Below are 18,887 nucleotides of genomic sequence, written 5' to 3' on the forward strand. Positions count from 1 at the left end.
TCGCCGATGGTAGTGTGGGGTTTCCCCATGTGAGAGTAGGTCATCGTCAAGATTCATTTCGCAAAACCCCTATCTGCGCATGCAGGTAGGGGTTTTGTCTTTTCAGCGAAAATACCCCAGTCCTGCCCGACTCCCTGTAGGAGCAGCCTTGTGCTGCGAAGAGGCCGGTAAGGCTAAAGATTATCTTCGGCTGCAATGGCCTCTTTGCAGCACAAGGCTGCTCCTACAGGGATCTGTGGTAAGTCGCCTCCCACAATTCGAGCCAGAACACTAGAATAGGCCCACGCACCTATCCAGAAGCGCTATATGCCCAATCCTGTCGAACCCGAAGCACTGGCCCAATTGCCGTTGGACGAGCTTGTCGCCTGCCACGAATGCGACCTGCTGCTGCGCAAGCCTGTGCTGCAGTGCGATGAAAAAGCCGAATGCCCCCGCTGCGGCTACGAGCTCTATGCCCACCGGCACAATGTAGTCAACCGCAGCCTGGCCCTGGTACTGACCGCGCTGTTGCTGTTCGTACCTGCCAATTTTCTACCGATCATGCAACTGCACCTGCTTGGCCAGACCTCGGACGATACTGTCTGGAGCGGCGTACTGGGCCTGTACAATTCGCAGATGCGCGGTGTGGCGGTAGTCGTGTTCCTGTGCAGCATGGCCATCCCTCTGGCAAAACTGCTTTGCCAGCTGGCGGTATTGCTGAGTATCCGCTTGAACGTGGGGCGCAACTTCGGCCTGCTGTTCTACCGCATCTATCACCACTTGCGTGACTGGGGCATGCTCGAGGTCTATTTCATGGGTGTGCTGGTGGCTATCGTCAAGTTGGTGGACCTGGCAGAACTGACCGTGGGCTTGGGGCTGTTCTGCTTCATCAGCCTGTTATTGGTCCAGGTATGGCTGGAGGTGGTGATGTCGCCGCACCAGATCTGGAGTGCGCTATCGGGGGAGGACCTGCATGCGGGCGATTGATGCAGGCATTGTTGTCTGCAATGAATGTCATGAACTGAACCGGCAAGTGCCAGATGGCACTTCGCAGACCTGCACACGTTGCGGCGCCATTGTGCATGCCCGGCGCCCGAACAGTATCGTACGTACCTGGGCTCTGCTGATTGCCGCGTCGATCCTGTACATCCCGGCCAACCTGCTGCCGATCATGACCGTGAGTACCCTCGGCCAGGGCAGCCCCGACACGATCATGTCCGGCGTCATCACCCTGCTCAAGCACGGCATGGTGCCGATTGCCGCGGTGGTGTTCATTGCCAGTATCCTGGTGCCCACCTTCAAGCTCGTGGGCATCGGCTTGCTGTTGTACTCCGTTCAGCGTCACCAGCCGCTTTCAGCGCGGCAACGGATATTGATGTACCGCTTCATCGAATTCATTGGGCGCTGGTCCATGCTCGATATCTTCGTCATCGCCATCCTGGTGGCAGTGGTGAATTTCGGCCGAATAGCCAGTGTCGAAGCCAATCTGGGCGCTGTCGCCTTTGCAACTGTGGTGATCCTGACAATGCTTGCCGCTTTAACTTTCGATCCCCGACTGATTTGGGATAACACGGAGTCGGATGACGACCATGAGTGATCTGCCAACGGCTAAAACCCGGCCAGCCTCGAACTGGTCGGCCATCTGGATCCTGCCTTTGATCGCCCTGATGATCGGTGGCTGGCTCGCGTGGCAGGCCTATAGCAAGGCCGGCGTGGAAATTGAAGTCCGCTTCGAGTCGGGTGAAGGTATAGTCGCCAACAAGACCGAAGTCATCTACAAGGGCATGCCGGTAGGCAAAGTGAAGAGCTTGTTGCTCGACGCCAAGGGTGACAACCAAGGTGTGATCGCCACCATCGAGATGAACAAGGACGCCGAACCACACCTGACCAAAGGCACGCGTTTCTGGCTGGTGAAGCCGAGTGTCAGCCTGGCGGGTATTACCGGCCTTGAAACACTGGTGTCGGGTAACTACATTGCCGTCAGCCCGGGGGAGGGTGAGCGTACCAAGCGCTTTACCGCCCTGAAGGTTGCGCCGCCGCTCTCGGATTCGGAGCCTGGCCTGCATCTGACCCTTAAAGCCGACAGGCTGGGTTCGCTCAACCGTGACAGCCCGATCTTCTACAAGCAGATCCAGGTGGGTCGGGTGAAAAGCTATCGCCTGTCCGAGGATCAGAGCACCGTCGAGATCAAGGTGTTCATCGAGCCCGCCTACGCCAGCCTGGTGCGCAAGCACACGCGTTTCTGGAACGCCAGCGGCGTCAGCATCGATGCTTCGCTGTCAGGTGTGAAGGTGCGCAGCGAGTCGCTGTCGAGCATCGTGGCCGGTGGTATTGCCTTTGCCACGCCGGAATACCGCAAGGACAGCCCGGCTACCGACCCTAGCCTGCCGTTCCGCCTTTATGAAGACTTCGACGCCGCCCAGGCGGGTATACGGGTCAAGGTAAAGCTGAGCGATTACGAGGGCCTGCAGGCAGGCCGCACGCCGGTCATGTACAAGGGCATTCAAGTGGGCTCGTTGAAAGCCCTGAAGATGGAAGACAACCTGTCCAGCGCATCGGCCGAGCTGACGCTGGACCCGCTCACCGAAGACTATCTGGTCGAGGGCACGCAGTTCTGGGTGGTCAAGCCGTCGATTTCCCTGGCAGGTATCACCGGCCTGGAGGCGCTGGTCAAAGGTAACTACATCGCCATCCGCCCGGGTGAGAAGGGTGAACGGCCCGAGCGTGAGTTCGAGGCCCGCGCCAAGGCGCCGCCGCTCGACCTCAAGGCGCCAGGCCTGCACATGGTGTTGTTCGCCGATACCCTGGGTTCTCTGGAAATCGGCAGCCCGGTGATGTACCGCCAAGTCAAAGTGGGTAGCGTGCAGAGCTACCAGTTTGCTCGTAACAGCAACCGTATCCTGATCGGTGTGCATATCGAGAAGGAATACGAAAAGCTGGTCAACGGCTCGTCGCGCTTCTGGAACGTCAGTGGCATTACCCTGACCGGGGGGCTGTCGGGCATCAAGATCAAGAGTGAATCGCTGCAAACGCTGATGGCCGGCGGTATTGCGTTCGACACGCCACGGCCCGATGTGGCGCTGAAACGCCACATTCCACGCTTCCGTCTGCATGACAGCCAGGAAGCGGTAAACCGCGCGGGTACCTTGATCACCGTCCGTGTAGACCGTGCAGATGGCCTGAAGCCGGGTACGCCAATCCGCTTCCGTGGCCTGGATGTGGGCAGTATCGAGAGCGTCGACCTGACCGATGACTTGCAGGCAGTGCTGCTGCGGGCACGTATCACCGAGGCGGCGGGCCGTATTGCTCGTGCCGGTACGCAGTTCTGGGTGGTCAAGCCAGCCTTGGGCCTGGTACGCACCGAGAACCTCGACACGCTGATTGGCGGGCAGTACCTGGAGGTGCAGCCGGCAGCCAAGGACCGTGGCCCGCAGCGCGACTTCATCGCTTTGGCCGATGCCCCGCAAGTGGCTGGGCCTGAGGTGGGCTTGCCATTGACGCTCAGTGCGCCACGGCGTGGTTCGATCAAGCCCGGTGTGCCAGTGACCTATCGAGAGGTTGCGGTTGGCAAGGTGACGGGTTTCGAGTTGGGCCAGAGCGCTGACCGCGTGCTGATCCATATCCTCATCGAGCCGCGCTATGCAGCCCTGGTCCGTAGTGGCAGCCGCTTCTGGAACAGCAGTGGCTTCGGTTTCGACTGGGGGCTGTTCAAGGGGGCTACCGTGCGTACCGAGTCGGTGGAGACTCTGATCGATGGCGGTATCGCCTTTGCAACGCCGGATGGCGAGCAGATGGGCAACCCGGCGCGGCCGCAGCAGACCTTCGCGTTGTTCGACAAGGCAGAGGATGACTGGCTGCAGTGGGCGCCGAAGATTCAGATAGCCAAGTAATGTAAAAAAAAGTAGGGCCGCCAACCGCGGCCCCGCTTTTTTGTGGGAGCGGCCTTGCGTCGCGAAAGGGGCGCGTAGCGGCCCCTCGGTCTTGGCGCAGAAGCTGAGATTGCCGGAGCTGCTCCGCAGCCCTTTCGCGGCGCAAGGCCGCTCCCACAGAGACCGAGTTTCATATGGGGCCGTGCCAGCAAGCATAAATCGCAGGCAACAAAAAACCGACCCTAGGGTCGGTTTTTCGAATAGCGCGTCGCTTAGGCAGCTGCAGCTTCTTTCAGCGCCTTGATGTGGCCATTCAGACGGCCTTTGTGACGAGCAGCTTTGTTCTTGTGGATGATACCTTTGTCGGCCATACGGTCGATTACAGGTACAGCCAGAACGTAAGCGGCTTGCGCTTTTTCGGCGTCTTTTGCGTCAATGGCTTTAACTACATTCTTGATGTAGGTGCGGACCATGGAACGCAGGCTGGCGTTGTGGCTGCGACGCTTCTCAGCCTGTTTTGCACGTTTCTTGGCGGAAGGTGTGTTGGCCACCGTCGAGCTCCTCGAAAGACTTTAGGTAAATAGCAAACAAAATAGGCCGCGAATCATGCCGATCAAGAGATCGATTGTCAAGGCCACCTGCAAGGTTCCGCCGAGCGGTGCGCCAACAAGAGGGAAAGATTCCTTTCTGCTGCGCGACCTGTACACTCGGGAATTTTTGGCTCCCCTGCGAAGGCGCGGGAGTATCGCACATTCGGACGCTGTCTGGCAGCGTCCTCTGCCATTGGCGTGAATCTTTTCGATGAACCTGCTCAAATCCCTGGCCGCAGTAAGCTCGATCACCATGATTTCGCGGGTGCTGGGCTTCGTTCGCGACACCATCCTGGCGCGCATCTTTGGTGCCGGCGTCGCCACCGACGCCTTTTTCATCGCGTTCAAACTGCCCAACCTGTTGCGGCGCATTTTTGCCGAGGGTGCGTTTTCCCAGGCCTTTGTTCCGATCCTGGCCGAATACAAGACCCAGCAGGGCGAGGAGGCGACACGTACCTTCATCGCTTATGTCAGCGGCCTGCTGACCCTGGTCCTCGCCCTGGTGACTGCCATCGGCATCCTCGCGGCGCCGTGGGTGGTGTGGGCAACAGCCCCAGGCTTTGTCGACAACGCAGAAAAATACGAGCTGACCACCTCCCTGTTGCGGGTGACCTTTCCTTATATATTGCTGATCTCGCTGTCTTCCCTGGCCGGTGCGATCCTCAATACCTGGAACCGCTTCTCGGTACCGGCCTTCACCCCGACCCTGTTGAACGTGGCGATGATTGCCTTCGCCGTGCTGCTGACGCCGTACTTCAACCCGCCAATCATGGCCCTGGCCTGGGGCGTGCTGGCGGGTGGCCTGGCGCAGTTGCTGTACCAGCTGCCAGCGTTGAAGAAGATCGGCATGCTCGTACTGCCGCGCCTGAACCTCAAGGACGCGGGTGTGTGGCGTGTACTTAAACAGATGCTGCCGGCGATTCTCGGGGTGTCGGTGAGCCAGATTTCGTTGATCATCAACACCATCTTCGCCTCGTTCCTGGTGGCCGGCTCGGTGTCGTGGATGTATTACGCCGACCGCCTCATGGAGCTGCCTTCAGGCGTACTGGGCGTGGCCCTGGGCACCATCCTGCTGCCCACCCTGGCCAAGACCTACGCCAACAAGGACCGCGAGGAATACTCGCGGATCCTCGACTGGGGCCTGCGCCTATGCTTCCTGCTGGTGCTGCCGTGCACCTTGGCCTTGGCCATCCTTGCCGAGCCGCTGACCGTTGCGCTCTTTCAATATGGCAAGTTCAGTGCGTTTGATGCGGCCATGACACAGCGGGCGCTGATGGCCTATTCGGTAGGTTTGCTGGCGATCATTCTGGTCAAGGTGCTGGCACCCGGCTTCTATGCGCAGCAGAATATCCGCACGCCGGTAAAGATTGCGATTTTCACCCTGGTCTGTACCCAGTTGTTCAACCTCGCCCTGGTCGGCCCGCTTGCACATGCCGGCCTGGCATTGGCAATCAGCCTGGGTGCCTGCCTGAATGCCGGCTTGCTGTTCTGGAAGCTGCGCAGCCAGCAGTTGTTCGAGCCACAGCCAGGCTGGGCAATGTTCCTGCTCAAGCTTGTCTTGGCAGTGGTGCTGATGTCGGCGGTACTGTTGGCGGGCATGCACTATATGCCGGCCTGGGAGCAGGGCATCATGCTTGAGCGCTTCCTGCGGCTTGGGGCGTTGATTGTGGCAGGTGTCGTGACGTATTTCGGCTGCCTGTACCTGTGCGGCTTCCGGCCCCGGCACTTCGCTCGCAAGGCCCTGCACTGAGGCGTCAGGCGGGTCAGGCGTCGGTTTTTCATATTCCACGCCGCCCTTGGGCGCTGCTGCCTGTCACCGGCGCCCGGGTGTGGTTATAATCGGCCACTTTATGAGCAAGAAGCGCGTTATGCAGCTGGTTCGAGGTCTTCACAACCTGCGCCCCGAGCACCGGGGCTGTGTCGCCACCATTGGCAACTTCGACGGGGTTCACCGCGGCCACCAGGCTATCCTGGCGCGCCTGCGCGAGCGTGGTCAGGCCTTGGGCCTGCCGACCTGCGTGGTGATCTTCGAACCGCAACCACGCGAGTACTTCGCCCCCGATACCGCACCGGCGCGCCTGGCCCGCCTGCGCGACAAGGTCGAACTGCTGGCCGCCGAGGGCATCGACCGGGTGCTGTGCCTGGCGTTCAATCAGCGCCTGAGCAAGCTCAGCGCCGATGCCTTCGTCAAAGCCATCCTGGTCGACGGCCTGGGCGTGCGCCACCTCGAAGTGGGTGATGACTTCCGCTTTGGCTGCGACCGCGCCGGCGACTTCGCCTTCCTGATCGAGGCCGGCAAGCAGTACGGCTTCACCGTCGAGGCCGCCAACACGGTAATCCAGGACGGCCTGCGGGTCAGCAGCACCGAAGTGCGCAAGGCCCTGTGCGAAGGTAACTTCGAGCTGGCCGAGCACCTGCTGGGCCGCCCGTACAGCATCACCGGCCGTGTGCTGCATGGCCAGAAGCTGGCCCGCCAGCTCGGCACACCTACCGCCAACATCCAGCTCAAGCGCCGCCGCGTGCCGCTGTCCGGGGTCTACCTGGCCAGCATCGAAATCGACGGCAAGGCCTGGCCGGGTGTAGGCAATATTGGCGTGCGTCCCACCGTTGCCGGTGATGGGCGCCCGCACCTGGAGATTCATCTTCTTGATTTTGCCGGCGACCTGTATGGCCGGCGTCTGACGGTGGAGTTCCACCACAAGCTGCGTGAAGAGCAGCGATTCGCCTCCCTGGAGGCGCTGAAGTCGGCGATCGATGCGGATATCGCCGCCGCACGTGCACATTGGCACGCTCAACCGCTAACGAAGAGCCTGAAATGACCGACTACAAAGCCACGCTTAACCTTCCGGACACCGCCTTCCCCATGAAGGCCGGCCTGCCTCAGCGCGAACCGCAGATCCTGCAGCGCTGGGACAGCATTGGCCTGTACCAGAAGCTGCGCGAAATTGGCAAGGATCGTCCCAAGTTCGTCCTGCACGACGGCCCGCCCTATGCCAACGGCAAGATTCACATCGGTCATGCGCTGAACAAGATCCTCAAGGACATGATCGTCCGCTCCAAGACCCTGGCCGGCTACGATGCGCCGTATGTACCGGGTTGGGACTGCCATGGCCTGCCGATCGAGCACAAGGTCGAGGTTACCCACGGCAAGCACCTGTCTGCCGACCGCACCCGCGAGCTGTGCCGCGAGTACGCCGCCGAGCAGATCGAAGGGCAGAAGACCGAGTTCATTCGCCTGGGTGTACTGGGTGACTGGGACAACCCGTACAAGACCATGAACTTCGCCAACGAGGCCGGTGAAATCCGTGCCCTGGCCGAGATGGTCAAGCAAGGCTTCGTGTTCAAGGGCCTCAAGCCTGTGAACTGGTGCTTCGATTGCGGTTCGGCCCTGGCTGAAGCGGAAGTCGAATACGCTGACAAGAAATCCCAGACCATCGACGTGGCCTTCCCGGTTGCCGACGAGGCCAAGCTGGCTGCCGCCTTCGGGCTGGAGGCGCTGGCCAAGCCGGCCGCCATCGTGATCTGGACCACCACTGCGTGGACCATCCCCGCCAACCAGGCGCTGAACATCCACCCGGAGTTCAAGTACGCCCTGGTCGATACCGGCGAGCGTCTGCTGGTGCTGGCCGAAGAGCTGGTCGAGTCGTGCCTGAAGCGCTACAGCCTGGAAGGCTCGGTCGTCGCCACTGCCCAGGGTTCGGCCCTGGAGCTGATCAACTTCCGCCACCCGTTCTACGACCGCCTGTCGCCCGTCTACCTGGCCGACTATGTCGAACTGGGCGCCGGTACCGGTGTGGTTCACTCCGCGCCTGCCTACGGTGAAGACGACTTCGTCACCTGCAAGCGCTACGGCATGGTCAACGACGACATTCTCACCCCGGTGCAGAGCAATGGCGTGTATGTCGAGTCGCTGGAGTTCTTCGGCGGCCAGTTCATCTGGAAGGCCAACCCGGCCATCGTCGAGAAGCTGAGCGAAGCCGGTGCGCTGATGCACACCGAAACCATCAGCCACAGCTACATGCACTGCTGGCGCCACAAGACCCCGCTGATCTACCGCGCCACCGCGCAGTGGTTCGTCGGCATGGACAAGCAGCCAAGCGCTGGCGAGCCGCTGCGTGAGCGCGCCCTCAAAGCCATCGAAGAAACCAAGTTCGTACCGGCCTGGGGCCAGGCGCGCCTGCACTCGATGATCGCCAACCGCCCTGACTGGTGCATTTCGCGTCAGCGCAACTGGGGCGTGCCGATCCCGTTCTTCCTGCACAAGCAGACCGGCGAGCTGCACCCACGTACCGTCGAACTGATGGAAGCGGTGGCCAAGCGCGTTGAACAGGAAGGTATCGAAGCGTGGTTCAAGCTGGATGCCGTCGAACTGCTGGGTGAAGAAGCCGGCCAGTACGACAAGATCACCGATACCCTGGACGTGTGGTTCGACTCCGGCACCACCCACTGGCACGTGCTGCGTGGCTCGCACGATATCGGCCACGCCACCGGCCCGGTCGCCGACCTGTACCTGGAAGGCTCCGACCAGCATCGTGGCTGGTTCCACTCGTCGTTGCTCACCGGTTGCGCCATCGACAACCACGCGCCGTACCGCGAACTGCTGACCCACGGCTTCACCGTGGACGAGAACGGCCGCAAGATGTCCAAGTCGCTGGGTAACACCATCGAGCCGGAGAAGGTCAACAACACCCTGGGTGCCGACATCCTGCGCCTGTGGGTTTCGGCCACTGACTATTCCGGTGAAATGGCGGTTTCCGAGCAGATCCTGCAGCGTAGCGCCGACGCCTACCGCCGTATCCGCAATACCGCACGCTTCCTGCTGTCCAACCTGTCCGGTTTCGACCCGTCCCGCGACCTGCTGGCCCCGGAAGACATGCTGGCACTGGACCGCTGGGCCGTAGACCGTACCCTGCTGCTGCAACGCGAGCTTGAAGAGCACTACAGCGAGTACCGTTTCTGGAACGTCTACTCCAAGGTGCACAACTTCTGCGTGCAGGAGTTGGGCGGCTTCTACCTCGACATCATCAAGGACCGCCAGTACACCACCGGCGCCAACAGTGTCGCCCGCCGTTCCTGCCAGACCGCGCTGTACCACATCAGCGAAGCGCTGGTGCGCTGGATTGCGCCGATCCTGGCGTTCACCGCTGACGAAATCTGGCAATACCTGCCGGGCGAGCGCAACGAGTCGGTGATGCTCAACGGCTGGTACCAGGGCCTGAGCGAGCTGCCGGAAGGCACCGAGCTGGACCGCGCCTACTGGGACCGTGTAATGGCGGTGAAGGCATCGGTCAACAAGGAGCTGGAAAACCAGCGTACCGCCAAGGTCATCGGCGGCAACCTGCAGGCCGAAGTCACCCTGTATGCCGACGAAGGCCTGAGCGCCGACCTGGGCAAGCTGGGCGACGAGCTGCGCTTCGTGCTGATCACCTCGGCCGCCAGCGTGGTGCCGTTCGTGCAGGCACCGGCGGACGCCGTGGCCACCGAAGTCGAAGGCCTCAAGCTGAAAGTGGTCAAGTCCGGCCATGCCAAGTGCGGCCGTTGCTGGCACTTCCGCGCCGACGTAGGCAGCCACCCGGAGCACCCGGAAATCTGCAGCCGTTGCGTCGATAACCTGACCGGTTCGGGCGAGGTGCGTCACTATGCCTAACCCGGCAGTGGGGCGCTTCGGGCGCCTTGCATGGCTTTGGCTGAGCTTGCTGGTGCTGGTCGTCGACCAGGCCACCAAGCTGTATTTCAACAACGCCCTGACCATGTACCAGCAGATTGTTGTCATCCCTGACTACTTCAGCTGGACCTTGGCCTACAACACCGGCGCCGCTTTCAGCTTCCTCGCTGATGGCGCTGGCTGGCAGCGCTGGCTGTTCGCCCTGATCGCAGTGGTGGTCAGTGCCGTGCTGGTGGTGTGGCTCAAGCGCCTGGGGCGCAACGAAACCTGGCTGGCCGTGGCGCTGGCGCTGGTGCTGGGTGGCGCCATTGGCAACTTGTACGACCGTGTCGTGCTGGGCCATGTGGTCGACTTCATCCTGGTGCACTGGCAAAACCGCCATTACTTCCCGGCCTTCAACGTGGCCGACAGCGCCATCACCGTTGGTGCGGTGATGCTGGCGCTGGATATGTTCAAGAGCAAGAAGTCCGAGGATCCGGTCCATGACTGACACCCGTATCGGCCAGAACACCGAAGTCACCCTGCACTTCGCGCTGCACCTGGAAAACGGCGACACCGTCGACAGCACGTTCGACAAAGCCCCGGCCACCTTCAAGGTTGGCGATGGCAACCTGTTGCCGGGCTTCGAAAACGCGCTGTTCGGCTTCAAGGCCGGTGACAAGCGCACCGTGGTAGTGGCCCCGGAGAACGCCTTCGGCCAGCCGAACCCGCAAAACGTGCAAGTCATGCCGCGGTCCAACTTCGAGGGCATGGAGCTGTCCGACGGGCTGCTGATCATCTTCAACGATGCCGCCAACGCCGAGCTGCCGGGTGTGGTCAAAGCGTTCGATGACGACCAGGTGACCATCGACTTCAATCACCCACTGGCTGGCAAGACCCTGACCTTCGAGGTGGAGATCCTCGAGGTGAAGGCCCTGTAAGCCTGGAGCCGATCATGCAAATCAAACTCGCCAACCCTCGCGGCTTTTGCGCGGGGGTCGACCGGGCGATCGAGATCGTCAACCGCGCGCTGGAAGTCTTCGGCCCGCCGATCTATGTGCGTCACGAAGTGGTGCACAACAAGTTCGTGGTAGAAGACCTGCGCAACCGCGGTGCCATCTTCGTCGAAGAGCTGGACCAGGTGCCGGACGATGTCATCGTCATCTTCAGTGCTCACGGTGTTTCCCAGGCAGTGCGCCAGGAAGCCGCTGGCCGTGGCCTGAAAGTGTTCGATGCCACCTGCCCGCTGGTGACCAAGGTGCACATCGAGGTGGCCAAGTACAGCCGCGACGGCCGTGAGTGCATTCTCATCGGCCACGAAGGGCACCCGGAAGTCGAAGGCACCATGGGCCAGTACGACGCCAGCAACGGTGGTTCCATCTACCTCGTCGAAGACGAAGATGATGTAGCCAGGCTGCAGGTGCGCGACCCTGACCACCTGGCCTTCGTGACCCAGACCACCTTGTCGATGGACGACACCAGCCGCGTCATCGACGCCCTGCGTGCGCGCTTCCCGAACATCGGTGGCCCGCGCAAGGACGACATCTGCTACGCCACCCAGAACCGCCAGGACGCCGTCAAGCAACTGGCGGGCGAGTGCGACGTGGTGCTGGTAGTGGGCAGCCCGAACAGCTCCAACTCAAACCGCCTGCGTGAGCTGGCCGAGCGCATGGGCACCCCGGCCTACCTGATCGACGGTGCCGAGGACATGCAACAGGGCTGGTTCGAACAGTCGGCGCGTATTGGCATCACTGCGGGTGCTTCGGCCCCCGAAGTGCTGGTACGTGGCGTGATCGAACAGCTCAAGGCCTGGGGCGCTACCGGTGCTGAAGAGCTGGACGGGCGTGAAGAGAACATCACCTTCTCGATGCCCAAAGAGCTGCGGGTTCGCTCGCTGATCTGACTGAAGCCTGTGCTGGCCTCATCGCCGGCAAGCCAGCTCCTACAGGTACTGCACAAGCCTTGAAGGCAGTGATATCCCTGTGGGAGCTGGCTTGCCGGCGATAGGGCCGGCAAGGTCGGCTCAAGGCTATGTGCTTGCACAGCGAGTATTGTTTCGGTCCTCTGCAAGCAATCTGACTCTCCCGGTCGATGCCAGCACCACTTGATATCGGCTGCTGGCAGATGAGCGTTCACACACTTCCAGCGTTGCTCCCAACCAGCTGTTGTTCAGCGTCATTGGAACGCCCAGCGCACTGAACTTGAACTGCTCCCCGCGATTGCTCCTAATGTTGAGCGGCCTCGAAAGGCGCTGCTCGCGCAGCAGCTGCTGGTTATGCTCCAGCACCACCCGCCAACCATTCCCCCAATTACCGTCCAGCGCCTGCACCAGCACCGGCTGGCTTTGCAGCATCGCGTGGCTGCGTGCGCTGCGCAGTGCCTGTGCCAAATCACGCGCCGCGGCTGCCCTGTGTAGGTCGTCGCTCATCCTGGCGTAGGCCGGCATACCGAGCTGTGTCAGCAAGACAGCTATGGCCAAGGCCGACAACATTTGTATCAGTGTTACGCCTCGTTGCTTCACCGTGCATTCCTCCCTGGAAGTGCTTGGCTATAGCTTCACGTTCGCTGGCCAGGCGGTCTAGTCGGCCAGGTTCAGGGCTATTGCAGGAAAAGTCGCAGGAGGTGCAGGGATGCACGCGAGGCAACGGGGCATGACGCTCATGGAAGTGTTGTTGGCGGTCGTGGTTGTGGCCGTGGGCATGTTCGCAACGGCATCAATACAGTTGCAGGCATTGCAGGCTGCGGACAGCGCGCGTCGCGATGGGCAGGCGGCAATGGCGGCGCACAGTGAGCTTGAGAGGCGGCGATGAAGGCCCGTCAGAGCGGGTTCGGTTTACTTGAGGTGGTGATGGCGCTGGCCATCGGGTTGATGCTGCTGGCCGCAGCCAGCCAGCTCTTCGCTTCGGCACACCAGACGTGGCGCCTGCAAAGTACCGCGGTGCGCATGCAGGATGAGGCACGTCAGGCGTTGCTGCGTATGGCTCAGGATATTCGCATGGCCGGAATGTTCGGCTGCCTGCGCCTGCGACCTGACGACTTCAAGAGCGCCACTGCACAGCAGGCCTTCGCCCGTCCTCTGGAGGTGGCACCGTCCATGCTGAGCCTCGTGGTAGCAGAGCTGCCCGGGCAGGCAGGAGCACCTGACTGGTTCTTGCAGACAGACTGCCTTGAAAAGGTATCTGTGGAGGATGGGCAAAGCGCGAGCAAGCCCCACCCACTGGCGTATCCCGTTAGCAAGTACGTCTACCAGCTTAACGGCGATACCCTGAGCTTTAGACGACGAACCAGCTTCCAGCCGCTGGTGGAGAATGTGCGAGAAGTGCATTTCGAGCGTGTGCAAACGCCCCGGGGAGAGCGGGTAGATATCGCACTCACGTTGTACGAGCCCACGCTCAAACTCGAACAGCGCCATGAACTGAGCGTGGCACTGCGCAACCCGGTGCCGGGGCCATGAAGCGTCAACGCGGTGTTGTGCTGCTGTTGGCGTTGGTACTGAGCTTGCTGCTCGGCTTGTTGGCGGCCTCGGCCCTGCGCGAGGCCTTGGTGGAGACGCGAATGGCTGGCTACATGCGCGATGGTCTGCTGGCGTTCGAAGAGGCCGAGGCCGCGTTGCAAGCAGGTGAGGGTGAGCTCAAGCGGGCACCTCCCGATCGGTGTACCGCGTGCTTGCCGCCAGCTCGACCGCACGATCTGGCCGGGCAGTGGCAGGGCACACAGAGCGGTTACTTCCATGTACAGAACCTGGGCACGAGCACCTGCGCTGCGCATATGCCGGATGAGCTGCTTGTCACCTTGTTCCGTATAACGGCCGTCAGCAAGCAAACCCAGTCCCGGCATGTGCTGGAGGCCGTCTACGCCGTGGCCGGCGACACAACCCGGCGCATCACCTGGCGGCAAAGACTCAGGGGAGACTGACATGCAGCAAGGCTTGAGCCTGATCGAGTTGTTGATTGTGCTGGCCGTGACCGGCATTCTGGCAGCCATTGCCTACCCCAGTTACAGCGACCAGCTTCGGCGAGCCGCACGCAGCGAAGTGGTTGGCCTGCTGCATGATGCCGCCCTGCGCCTGGAGCGCCACCGCGTACGCACCGGCCAATATGCCCAGGGCGACCCGGCCTTGCCCGACGGTACCCGCTATTACAGCCTGCAGGCCCAGCGCGACAGCGACACCTTCACGCTGCGCGCCCGGCGGCTGCCCCATGGGCTGATGGCGCAGGATGGCTGTGGCGACTTCCAGCTCGACCAGGCCGGTGTGCAGCGCAACCTCGGTGCCGTTGACGGCAGCGAGCACTGCTGGGGAAGCTGAAGGTTGAATGGTGCCCGGTGCATCGCGGTTTTACTTCAGGTGTTGGATCGACAGATGAGCAAGCAAGTAGTGGTGGTCGGCGGCGGGGTGATCGGCCTGCTGACGGCGTTCAACCTGGCGGCCAAGGTCGGGCAGGTGGTGGTGTGTGATCAGGGCGAAGTCGGCCGTGAGTCGTCGTGGGCCGGGGGCGGCATTGTTTCGCCGCTGTACCCGTGGCGCTACAGCCCGGCAGTCACCGCCCTGGCGCACTGGTCGCAGGACTTTTATCCACAGCTGGGCGAGCGCTTGTTCGCCAGCACCGGCGTCGACCCCGAAGTGCACACCACGGGCTTGTACTGGCTCGACCTGGATGACGAAGCCGAAGCGCTGGCTTGGGCCGAACGTGAGCAGCGGCCGCTCAGTGCCGTGGATATCTCGGCGGCCTACGACGCGGTGCCGGTGCTGGGCCCGGGTTTCAAGCGCGCCATCTACATGGCCGGTGTAGCCAACGTGCGCAACCCGCGCCTGGTGAAATCGCTGAAGGCGGCGCTGCTGGCGTTGCCCAACGTAACCCTGCGAGAGAACTGCCAGATCACCGGCTTTGTTCAGCAGGGCGGGCGCGTCACCGGTGTGCAGACCGCTGAAGGCGTGCTGGCGGCGGATGAGGTGGTGCTCAGTGCTGGCGCCTGGAGTGGCGACCTGCTGCGTACCCTTGGCCTTGAACTGCCGGTAGAGCCGGTGAAGGGCCAGATGATCCTGTTCAAGTGCGCCGAGGACTTTTTGCCGAGCATGGTGCTGGCCAAGGGGCGCTATGCGATCCCGCGGCGGGATGGGCACATTCTGGTGGGCAGCACGCTGGAGCATGCCGGGTACGACAAGACCCCGACCGAAGATGCACTGGAAAGCCTTAAGGCATCGGCGGTGGAGTTGCTGCCAGGGCTCGAAGGGGCCACGGTGGTGGGGCACTGGGCCGGGTTGCGGCCGGGCTCGCCCGAGGGTATTCCCTACATCGGGCCGGTGCCAGGGTACGAGGGGTTGTGGCTGAACTGCGGTCACTACCGCAACGGGCTGGTGCTGGCGCCGGCTTCCTGCCAGCTGTTTACCGACTTGTTGACCGGGGCCAAGCCAATCATCGACCCGGCGCCGTATGCACCAGCAGGGCGTCTGGGTTGAGATCGCCGGGGCTACAGAGAGTACACGATGCTTTGTAGGCGCGGCCCTATCGCGAGGCAAGGCCGCTCCTGCAGCGGTTTGGTGTTCAGCCTTGTTGGCCAGGCCCCTGTTGCAGGTGCGCCTGGCTGCAATACCACTCTTTGCCCTGCTGCAGCGCCCGGTCGTTGGGCAGGTGCACGCCGCAATGGGCGCAGCGCACCATCTGCAGGGGCGCATCCAGCTTCGCCTCGGGGTGCGACTGTTGGCTGACTTTGAACTTGCGCCACAGCCAGAACGCGGCGGCGATCAGGGCGATCCAGAAAAGTAGGCGAACCATGGTGTCCAGCTTGTCGATTGAAGAAGCTGACAGTCTAGGGCGCGGCCAATAAAAAAGGGAGGCCCAAGGCCTCCCTTTCATTTACCGCTGTGTGTCAGTCGAACAGACCAAAGGTCATGTAGCTGAACCAGGAACGGTCTTTTTCGGCTGCTTTCGGGCCTTCCGGCACGATCGGATCGCCGTTTTCGTCTTTCGGTAGCAGCTCTTGCGGCATCTCGTCACGCGCGTCCTGGAACTGCTTGACCACGTCCTGGTTGGCGCGGGTTTCGCCCGGCGGCAGCGGCGTATCGGTTTCGATCAGGCCCAGGGTGGCCTTGGACAGCCAGCCGCGCCCGTCAGACTCGGTCTGCTTGGGCTGGAACTCGCCATCGGCCAGGCTCGGGTGGTCCGGGTAGTTGAGCTTGAGGGTTTCCAGGCTGCTGGCGGCCAGTTCGTCCAGGTGCATCTTCTGGTACGACTCGACCATCACCGCCAGGCCGTCGCCGACCGATGGGGTTTCCTGGAAGTTTTCTACCACGTAGCGGCCACGGTTGGCGGCGGCCACATAGGCCTGGCGGCTCAGGTAGTAGTCGGCCACATGAATTTCATACGAGGCCAGCAGGTTGCGCAGGTAGATCATGCGCTGCTTGGCGTCGGGCGAGTAGCGGCTGTTGGGGAAGCGGCTGGTCAGCTGGGCGAACTCGTTGTACGAGTCGCGGGCGGCACCCGGGTCACGCTTGGTCATGTCCAGCGGCAGGAAGCGCGCCAGCAGGCCACGGTCCTGGTCGAACGAGGTCAGGCCTTTGAGGTAGTAGGCGTAGTCGACGTTCGGGTGCTGCGGGTGCAGGCGGATGAAGCGCTCGGCGGCCGACTTGGCAGCCTCGGGCTCGGAGTTCTTGTAGTTGGCGTAGATCAGCTCGAGCTGCGCCTGGTCGGCATAGCGACCGAACGGGTAGCGGGACTCCAGGGCCTTGAGTTTGTTCACGGCGCTGGTGTAGCTGGAGTTGTCCAGGTCAGCTTGCGCCTGCTGGTACAGCTCGGCTTCGCTGAGGTTCTCGTCAATGACCTCTTTATTAGAGGAACAGGCCGCGGTAAGCCCGAGGATGGCGATCAGCAGCAGGTGTTTCACTTGCATGGCGGCTTGCGTCCCTTTGACGGCCGCTGTCTTGGGCGGTGCCGTCCTGTTATGATGAGCGCCCCGGCCAACCCCGGGACAAAAGAAGCCGTATTTAACCACAAGCTCGCAGCCGAAACCAAAGGCTGTGCGCCCGCCGAATCGAGCATGTCCGAGATCATTCAACTTAGCGCAGAGGTACCGTCCGAACTGGGCGGCCAACGCCTCGACCAGGTCGCCGCCCAATTGTTCGCTGAGTACTCGCGTTCGCGGCTTACTTCGTGGATCAAAGAGGGCCGCCTGACGGTCGATGGCGCCGTTGTGCGCCCTCGAGACACCGTCTATGGTGGCTCGCTGCTAGCACTGCAGGCCGAACAAGAGGCCCAGGGCGAGTGGATCCCAGAAGATATCGAACTGGATATCGTCTACGAAGACGACCATATCATGGTAATCAACAAGCCTGCCGGGCTGGTTGTGCACCCGGCTGCCGGTCATGCCAGTGGTACGCTGCTCAATGCGCTGCTGCACCACGTGCCAGACATCGTCAACGTACCGCGCGCCGGCATCGTTCACCGGCTGGATAAAGACACCACCGGCTTGATGGTGGTGGCCAAGACCTTGCAAGCGCAGACCAGGCTGGTCGAGCAGATGCAGGCGCGCAAGGTCAGCCGCATTTATGAATGCATCGTGATCGGCGTGGTAACTTCCGGTGGCAAGATCGATGCCCCGATCGGCCGCCACGGCGGCATGCGCCAGCGCATGGCAGTCACCGACGGCGGCAAGCCGGCGGTCAGCCACTACCGCGTGCTCAAGCGCTTCCGCTCGCACACCCACGTGCGGGTAAAGCTGGAAACCGGCCGTACCCACCAGATTCGTGTGCACATGGCCCACGTTGGCTTCCCGCTGGTCGGTGACCAGACGTACGGTGGGCGCTTCCGCATTCCACCGGCTGCCAGCCCGACCATGGTCGAGGCGGTGAAAACCTTCCCGCGCCAGGCGCTGCATGCGCGCTTCCTGGCATTGGCTCACCCGATCACCGGTGAAATCATGAAGTGGGAATCGCCACTGCCCGATGACTTCCTCTGGTTGCTGTCGCTGCTGAGCGAAGACCGCGAGAGCTTTATCGGATGAGTGGCCTGACGCAGTCGCTGCTGTTTCCCGACTGGCCGGCCCCGGCTTCGGTTCGCGCCTGTGTCACCACCCGTCAGGGCGGCGTCAGCCTGCCGCCCTACGAAACCTTCAACCTTGGCGACCACGTAGGGGATGACCCTGCTGCCGTTGCCGAGAACCGCCGTCGCCTCAGCGACACGTTCGCCATCCGGCCGGCCTGGCTCAAGCAGGTGCATGGGCTGGTGGTGGCGGATGCCGACCCGGCCGTGGTGGCCGAGGCCGACGCCAGCTGGACCGACCAGCCTGGCATTGCCTGTACGGTGATGACCGCCGATTGCCTGCCTGCGCTGTTCTGCGACCGGGCCGGTACTCGCGTGGCGGCGGCGCATGCGGGCTGGCGCGGGTTGGCGGGCGGCGTGCTGGAAGCCACCTTGGACCGCCTGGCACTGCCACCTGAAGAAGTGCTGGTGTGGTTGGGGCCGGCCATTGGCCCACAGGCTTTCGAAGTGGGGCTGGAAGTGCGTGATGCCTTTACCGCCGTCCACCCGCAAGCCGCTCGGGCATTCGTCGAGGGCGAACGGCCTGGCAAGCTTATGGCGAATATCTACCAGCTGGCGCGCATTCGTCTGGCTGCCCGTGGCGTAACTGCCGTGTATGGCGGCGGCTTGTGCACGGTCAGTGATGCGCGGTTCTTCTCCTATCGCCGTACCCCGCAGGGCGGGCGGTTTGCATCACTGGTGTGGCTGCAACCCCGCTAGCCTGTACTGGCCTCTTCGCGGGCTCGCCCGCGAATGGCCTCCGTTAATCCAACAGGTTGACTTCGGTCAA

At 62.3% G+C, this 18,887-nt stretch carries 20 protein-coding genes; 16 read left to right on the plus strand and 4 right to left on the minus strand.

The genetic code is table 11. From position 1 onward, the window contains the following. Nucleotides 1-306: 306 nt before the first annotated feature. From SB756_RS09080 to SB756_RS09090, 3 genes are read left to right on the plus strand one after another with little or no spacing between them, the layout of a single operon-like run. A complete protein-coding gene (locus tag SB756_RS09080; RefSeq protein WP_410910712.1) occupies nt 307-966 on the plus strand; it encodes a paraquat-inducible protein A in 660 nt (219 codons plus the stop codon). Next, nucleotides 953-1,576, plus strand: a complete 624-nt coding sequence (locus SB756_RS09085; RefSeq protein WP_016501601.1) for a paraquat-inducible protein A — start codon at nt 953-955, stop codon at nt 1,574-1,576. The genes SB756_RS09080 and SB756_RS09085 overlap by 14 nt, the downstream gene beginning before the upstream one ends. Next, a complete protein-coding gene (locus SB756_RS09090; protein ID WP_341797486.1) occupies nt 1,569-3,869 on the plus strand; it encodes a PqiB family protein in 2,301 nt (766 codons plus the stop codon). Before SB756_RS09085 ends, SB756_RS09090 begins: the two co-directional genes overlap by 8 nt. Nucleotides 3,870-4,120: 251 nt before the next feature. On the opposite strand, the gene rpsT is transcribed toward SB756_RS09090, so the two are convergent. Further along, nucleotides 4,121-4,399: a 30S ribosomal protein S20 gene (gene rpsT, locus SB756_RS09095; RefSeq protein WP_003247625.1), complete on the minus strand. Its 279-nt coding sequence runs from the start codon at nt 4,397-4,399 to the stop codon at nt 4,121-4,123. Between the two features lie 250 nt (nt 4,400-4,649). On the opposite strand from rpsT, the gene murJ reads away from it, so the two are divergent. The 6 genes from murJ (at nt 4,650) to ispH (ending at nt 11,985) form a co-directional block, all read left to right on the plus strand. Continuing rightward, nucleotides 4,650-6,188 (plus strand): murein biosynthesis integral membrane protein MurJ, encoded by a 1,539-nt coding sequence (murJ, locus tag SB756_RS09100; RefSeq protein WP_049277614.1) that lies wholly within the window; start codon nt 4,650-4,652, stop codon nt 6,186-6,188. A gap of 118 nt (nt 6,189-6,306) precedes the next feature. Then, entirely contained in the window at nt 6,307-7,257 is a 951-nt protein-coding gene (gene ribF / locus SB756_RS09105) for a bifunctional riboflavin kinase/FAD synthetase (protein ID WP_016501598.1), read from the plus strand. Beyond that, nucleotides 7,254-10,085: an isoleucine--tRNA ligase gene (ileS, locus tag SB756_RS09110; protein ID WP_410910713.1), complete on the plus strand. Its 2,832-nt coding sequence runs from the start codon at nt 7,254-7,256 to the stop codon at nt 10,083-10,085. Before ribF ends, ileS begins: the two co-directional genes overlap by 4 nt. Next, the gene (gene lspA, locus SB756_RS09115) at nt 10,078-10,593 is read left to right on the plus strand and encodes a signal peptidase II (protein WP_016501596.1); all 516 of its coding nucleotides are present in this window, start codon (nt 10,078-10,080) and stop codon (nt 10,591-10,593) included. Before ileS ends, lspA begins: the two co-directional genes overlap by 8 nt. Then, nucleotides 10,586-11,023 (plus strand): FKBP-type peptidyl-prolyl cis-trans isomerase, encoded by a 438-nt coding sequence (gene fkpB, locus SB756_RS09120; RefSeq protein WP_016501595.1) that lies wholly within the window; start codon nt 10,586-10,588, stop codon nt 11,021-11,023. The genes lspA and fkpB overlap by 8 nt, the downstream gene beginning before the upstream one ends. 14 nt (nt 11,024-11,037) lie before the next feature. Then, a complete protein-coding gene (gene ispH, locus SB756_RS09125; RefSeq protein WP_019473246.1) occupies nt 11,038-11,985 on the plus strand; it encodes a 4-hydroxy-3-methylbut-2-enyl diphosphate reductase in 948 nt (315 codons plus the stop codon). Nucleotides 11,986-12,111: 126 nt separating this feature from the next. Here the strand turns inward: ispH and SB756_RS09130 are convergent, their stop codons facing one another. Further along, a complete protein-coding gene (locus SB756_RS09130) occupies nt 12,112-12,603 on the minus strand; it encodes a GspH/FimT family pseudopilin (RefSeq protein ID WP_410910714.1) in 492 nt (163 codons plus the stop codon). 109 nt (nt 12,604-12,712) lie between these two features. Between SB756_RS09130 and SB756_RS09135 the strand changes: the two genes are divergently transcribed. From SB756_RS09135 to thiO, 5 genes are read left to right on the plus strand one after another with little or no spacing between them, the layout of a single operon-like run. Continuing rightward, nucleotides 12,713-12,892: a prepilin-type N-terminal cleavage/methylation domain-containing protein gene (locus SB756_RS09135; protein WP_016501592.1), complete on the plus strand. Its 180-nt coding sequence runs from the start codon at nt 12,713-12,715 to the stop codon at nt 12,890-12,892. Further along, nucleotides 12,889-13,536, plus strand: a complete 648-nt coding sequence (locus tag SB756_RS09140) for a PilW family protein (protein WP_410910715.1) — start codon at nt 12,889-12,891, stop codon at nt 13,534-13,536. Before SB756_RS09135 ends, SB756_RS09140 begins: the two co-directional genes overlap by 4 nt. Beyond that, nucleotides 13,533-13,997: a hypothetical protein gene (locus SB756_RS09145; RefSeq protein WP_410910716.1), complete on the plus strand. Its 465-nt coding sequence runs from the start codon at nt 13,533-13,535 to the stop codon at nt 13,995-13,997. Before SB756_RS09140 ends, SB756_RS09145 begins: the two co-directional genes overlap by 4 nt. A gap of 1 nt (nt 13,998) precedes the next feature. Next, nucleotides 13,999-14,388, plus strand: coding sequence for a type IV pilin protein (locus SB756_RS09150; RefSeq protein WP_410910717.1), 390 nt, complete (start codon nt 13,999-14,001; stop codon nt 14,386-14,388). Nucleotides 14,389-14,442: 54 nt separating this feature from the next. Continuing rightward, nucleotides 14,443-15,540, plus strand: coding sequence for a glycine oxidase ThiO (gene thiO / locus SB756_RS09155; RefSeq protein ID WP_410910718.1), 1,098 nt, complete (start codon nt 14,443-14,445; stop codon nt 15,538-15,540). An 85-nt stretch (nt 15,541-15,625) separates the two neighbouring features. Here thiO and SB756_RS09160 read toward each other — a convergent pair whose 3' ends face one another. Together SB756_RS09160 and SB756_RS09165 are read right to left on the minus strand one after the other, a co-directional pair. Then, nucleotides 15,626-15,856: a PP0621 family protein gene (locus tag SB756_RS09160; RefSeq protein WP_016501587.1), complete on the minus strand. Its 231-nt coding sequence runs from the start codon at nt 15,854-15,856 to the stop codon at nt 15,626-15,628. Between the two features lie 94 nt (nt 15,857-15,950). Further along, nucleotides 15,951-16,970 (minus strand): outer membrane protein assembly factor BamD, encoded by a 1,020-nt coding sequence (locus SB756_RS09165; RefSeq protein ID WP_049273319.1) that lies wholly within the window; start codon nt 16,968-16,970, stop codon nt 15,951-15,953. A gap of 147 nt (nt 16,971-17,117) precedes the next feature. On the opposite strand from SB756_RS09165, the gene rluD reads away from it, so the two are divergent. Continuing rightward, nucleotides 17,118-18,080, plus strand: coding sequence for a 23S rRNA pseudouridine(1911/1915/1917) synthase RluD (gene rluD / locus SB756_RS09170; RefSeq protein ID WP_041168125.1), 963 nt, complete (start codon nt 17,118-17,120; stop codon nt 18,078-18,080). Next, on the plus strand, nt 18,077-18,817 hold the full coding sequence (pgeF, locus tag SB756_RS09175; protein WP_410910719.1) for a peptidoglycan editing factor PgeF: 741 nt from the start codon (nt 18,077-18,079) through the stop codon (nt 18,815-18,817). Before rluD ends, pgeF begins: the two co-directional genes overlap by 4 nt. The last annotated feature ends 70 nt before the right edge of the window (nt 18,818-18,887 follow it).

The sequence above is a fragment of the Pseudomonas sp. SIMBA_068 genome (assembly GCF_046534705.1).
Classification (GTDB): domain Bacteria; phylum Pseudomonadota; class Gammaproteobacteria; order Pseudomonadales; family Pseudomonadaceae; genus Aquipseudomonas; species Aquipseudomonas putida.

Excerpts from the sequence above, each read along its gene's own strand:
- SB756_RS09080 (WP_410910712.1), top strand. The coding sequence starts at position 307 with ATGCCCAATCCTGTCGAACCCGAAGCACTGGCCCAATTGCCGTTGGAC.
- SB756_RS09085 (WP_016501601.1), top strand. The coding sequence starts at position 953 with ATGCGGGCGATTGATGCAGGCATTGTTGTCTGCAATGAATGTCATGAA.
- SB756_RS09090 (WP_341797486.1), top strand. The coding sequence starts at position 1,569 with ATGAGTGATCTGCCAACGGCTAAAACCCGGCCAGCCTCGAACTGGTCG.
- murJ (WP_049277614.1), top strand. The coding sequence starts at position 4,650 with ATGAACCTGCTCAAATCCCTGGCCGCAGTAAGCTCGATCACCATGATT.
- ribF (WP_016501598.1), top strand. The coding sequence starts at position 6,307 with ATGCAGCTGGTTCGAGGTCTTCACAACCTGCGCCCCGAGCACCGGGGC.
- ileS (WP_410910713.1), top strand. The coding sequence starts at position 7,254 with ATGACCGACTACAAAGCCACGCTTAACCTTCCGGACACCGCCTTCCCC.
- lspA (WP_016501596.1), top strand. The coding sequence starts at position 10,078 with ATGCCTAACCCGGCAGTGGGGCGCTTCGGGCGCCTTGCATGGCTTTGG.
- fkpB (WP_016501595.1), top strand. The coding sequence starts at position 10,586 with ATGACTGACACCCGTATCGGCCAGAACACCGAAGTCACCCTGCACTTC.
- ispH (WP_019473246.1), top strand. The coding sequence starts at position 11,038 with ATGCAAATCAAACTCGCCAACCCTCGCGGCTTTTGCGCGGGGGTCGAC.
- SB756_RS09135 (WP_016501592.1), top strand. The coding sequence starts at position 12,713 with ATGCACGCGAGGCAACGGGGCATGACGCTCATGGAAGTGTTGTTGGCG.
- SB756_RS09140 (WP_410910715.1), top strand. The coding sequence starts at position 12,889 with ATGAAGGCCCGTCAGAGCGGGTTCGGTTTACTTGAGGTGGTGATGGCG.
- SB756_RS09145 (WP_410910716.1), top strand. The coding sequence starts at position 13,533 with ATGAAGCGTCAACGCGGTGTTGTGCTGCTGTTGGCGTTGGTACTGAGC.
- SB756_RS09150 (WP_410910717.1), top strand. The coding sequence starts at position 13,999 with ATGCAGCAAGGCTTGAGCCTGATCGAGTTGTTGATTGTGCTGGCCGTG.
- thiO (WP_410910718.1), top strand. The coding sequence starts at position 14,443 with ATGAGCAAGCAAGTAGTGGTGGTCGGCGGCGGGGTGATCGGCCTGCTG.
- SB756_RS09160 (WP_016501587.1), bottom strand. The coding sequence starts at position 15,856 with ATGGTTCGCCTACTTTTCTGGATCGCCCTGATCGCCGCCGCGTTCTGG.
- SB756_RS09165 (WP_049273319.1), bottom strand. The coding sequence starts at position 16,970 with ATGCAAGTGAAACACCTGCTGCTGATCGCCATCCTCGGGCTTACCGCG.
- rluD (WP_041168125.1), top strand. The coding sequence starts at position 17,118 with ATGTCCGAGATCATTCAACTTAGCGCAGAGGTACCGTCCGAACTGGGC.
- pgeF (WP_410910719.1), top strand. The coding sequence starts at position 18,077 with ATGAGTGGCCTGACGCAGTCGCTGCTGTTTCCCGACTGGCCGGCCCCG.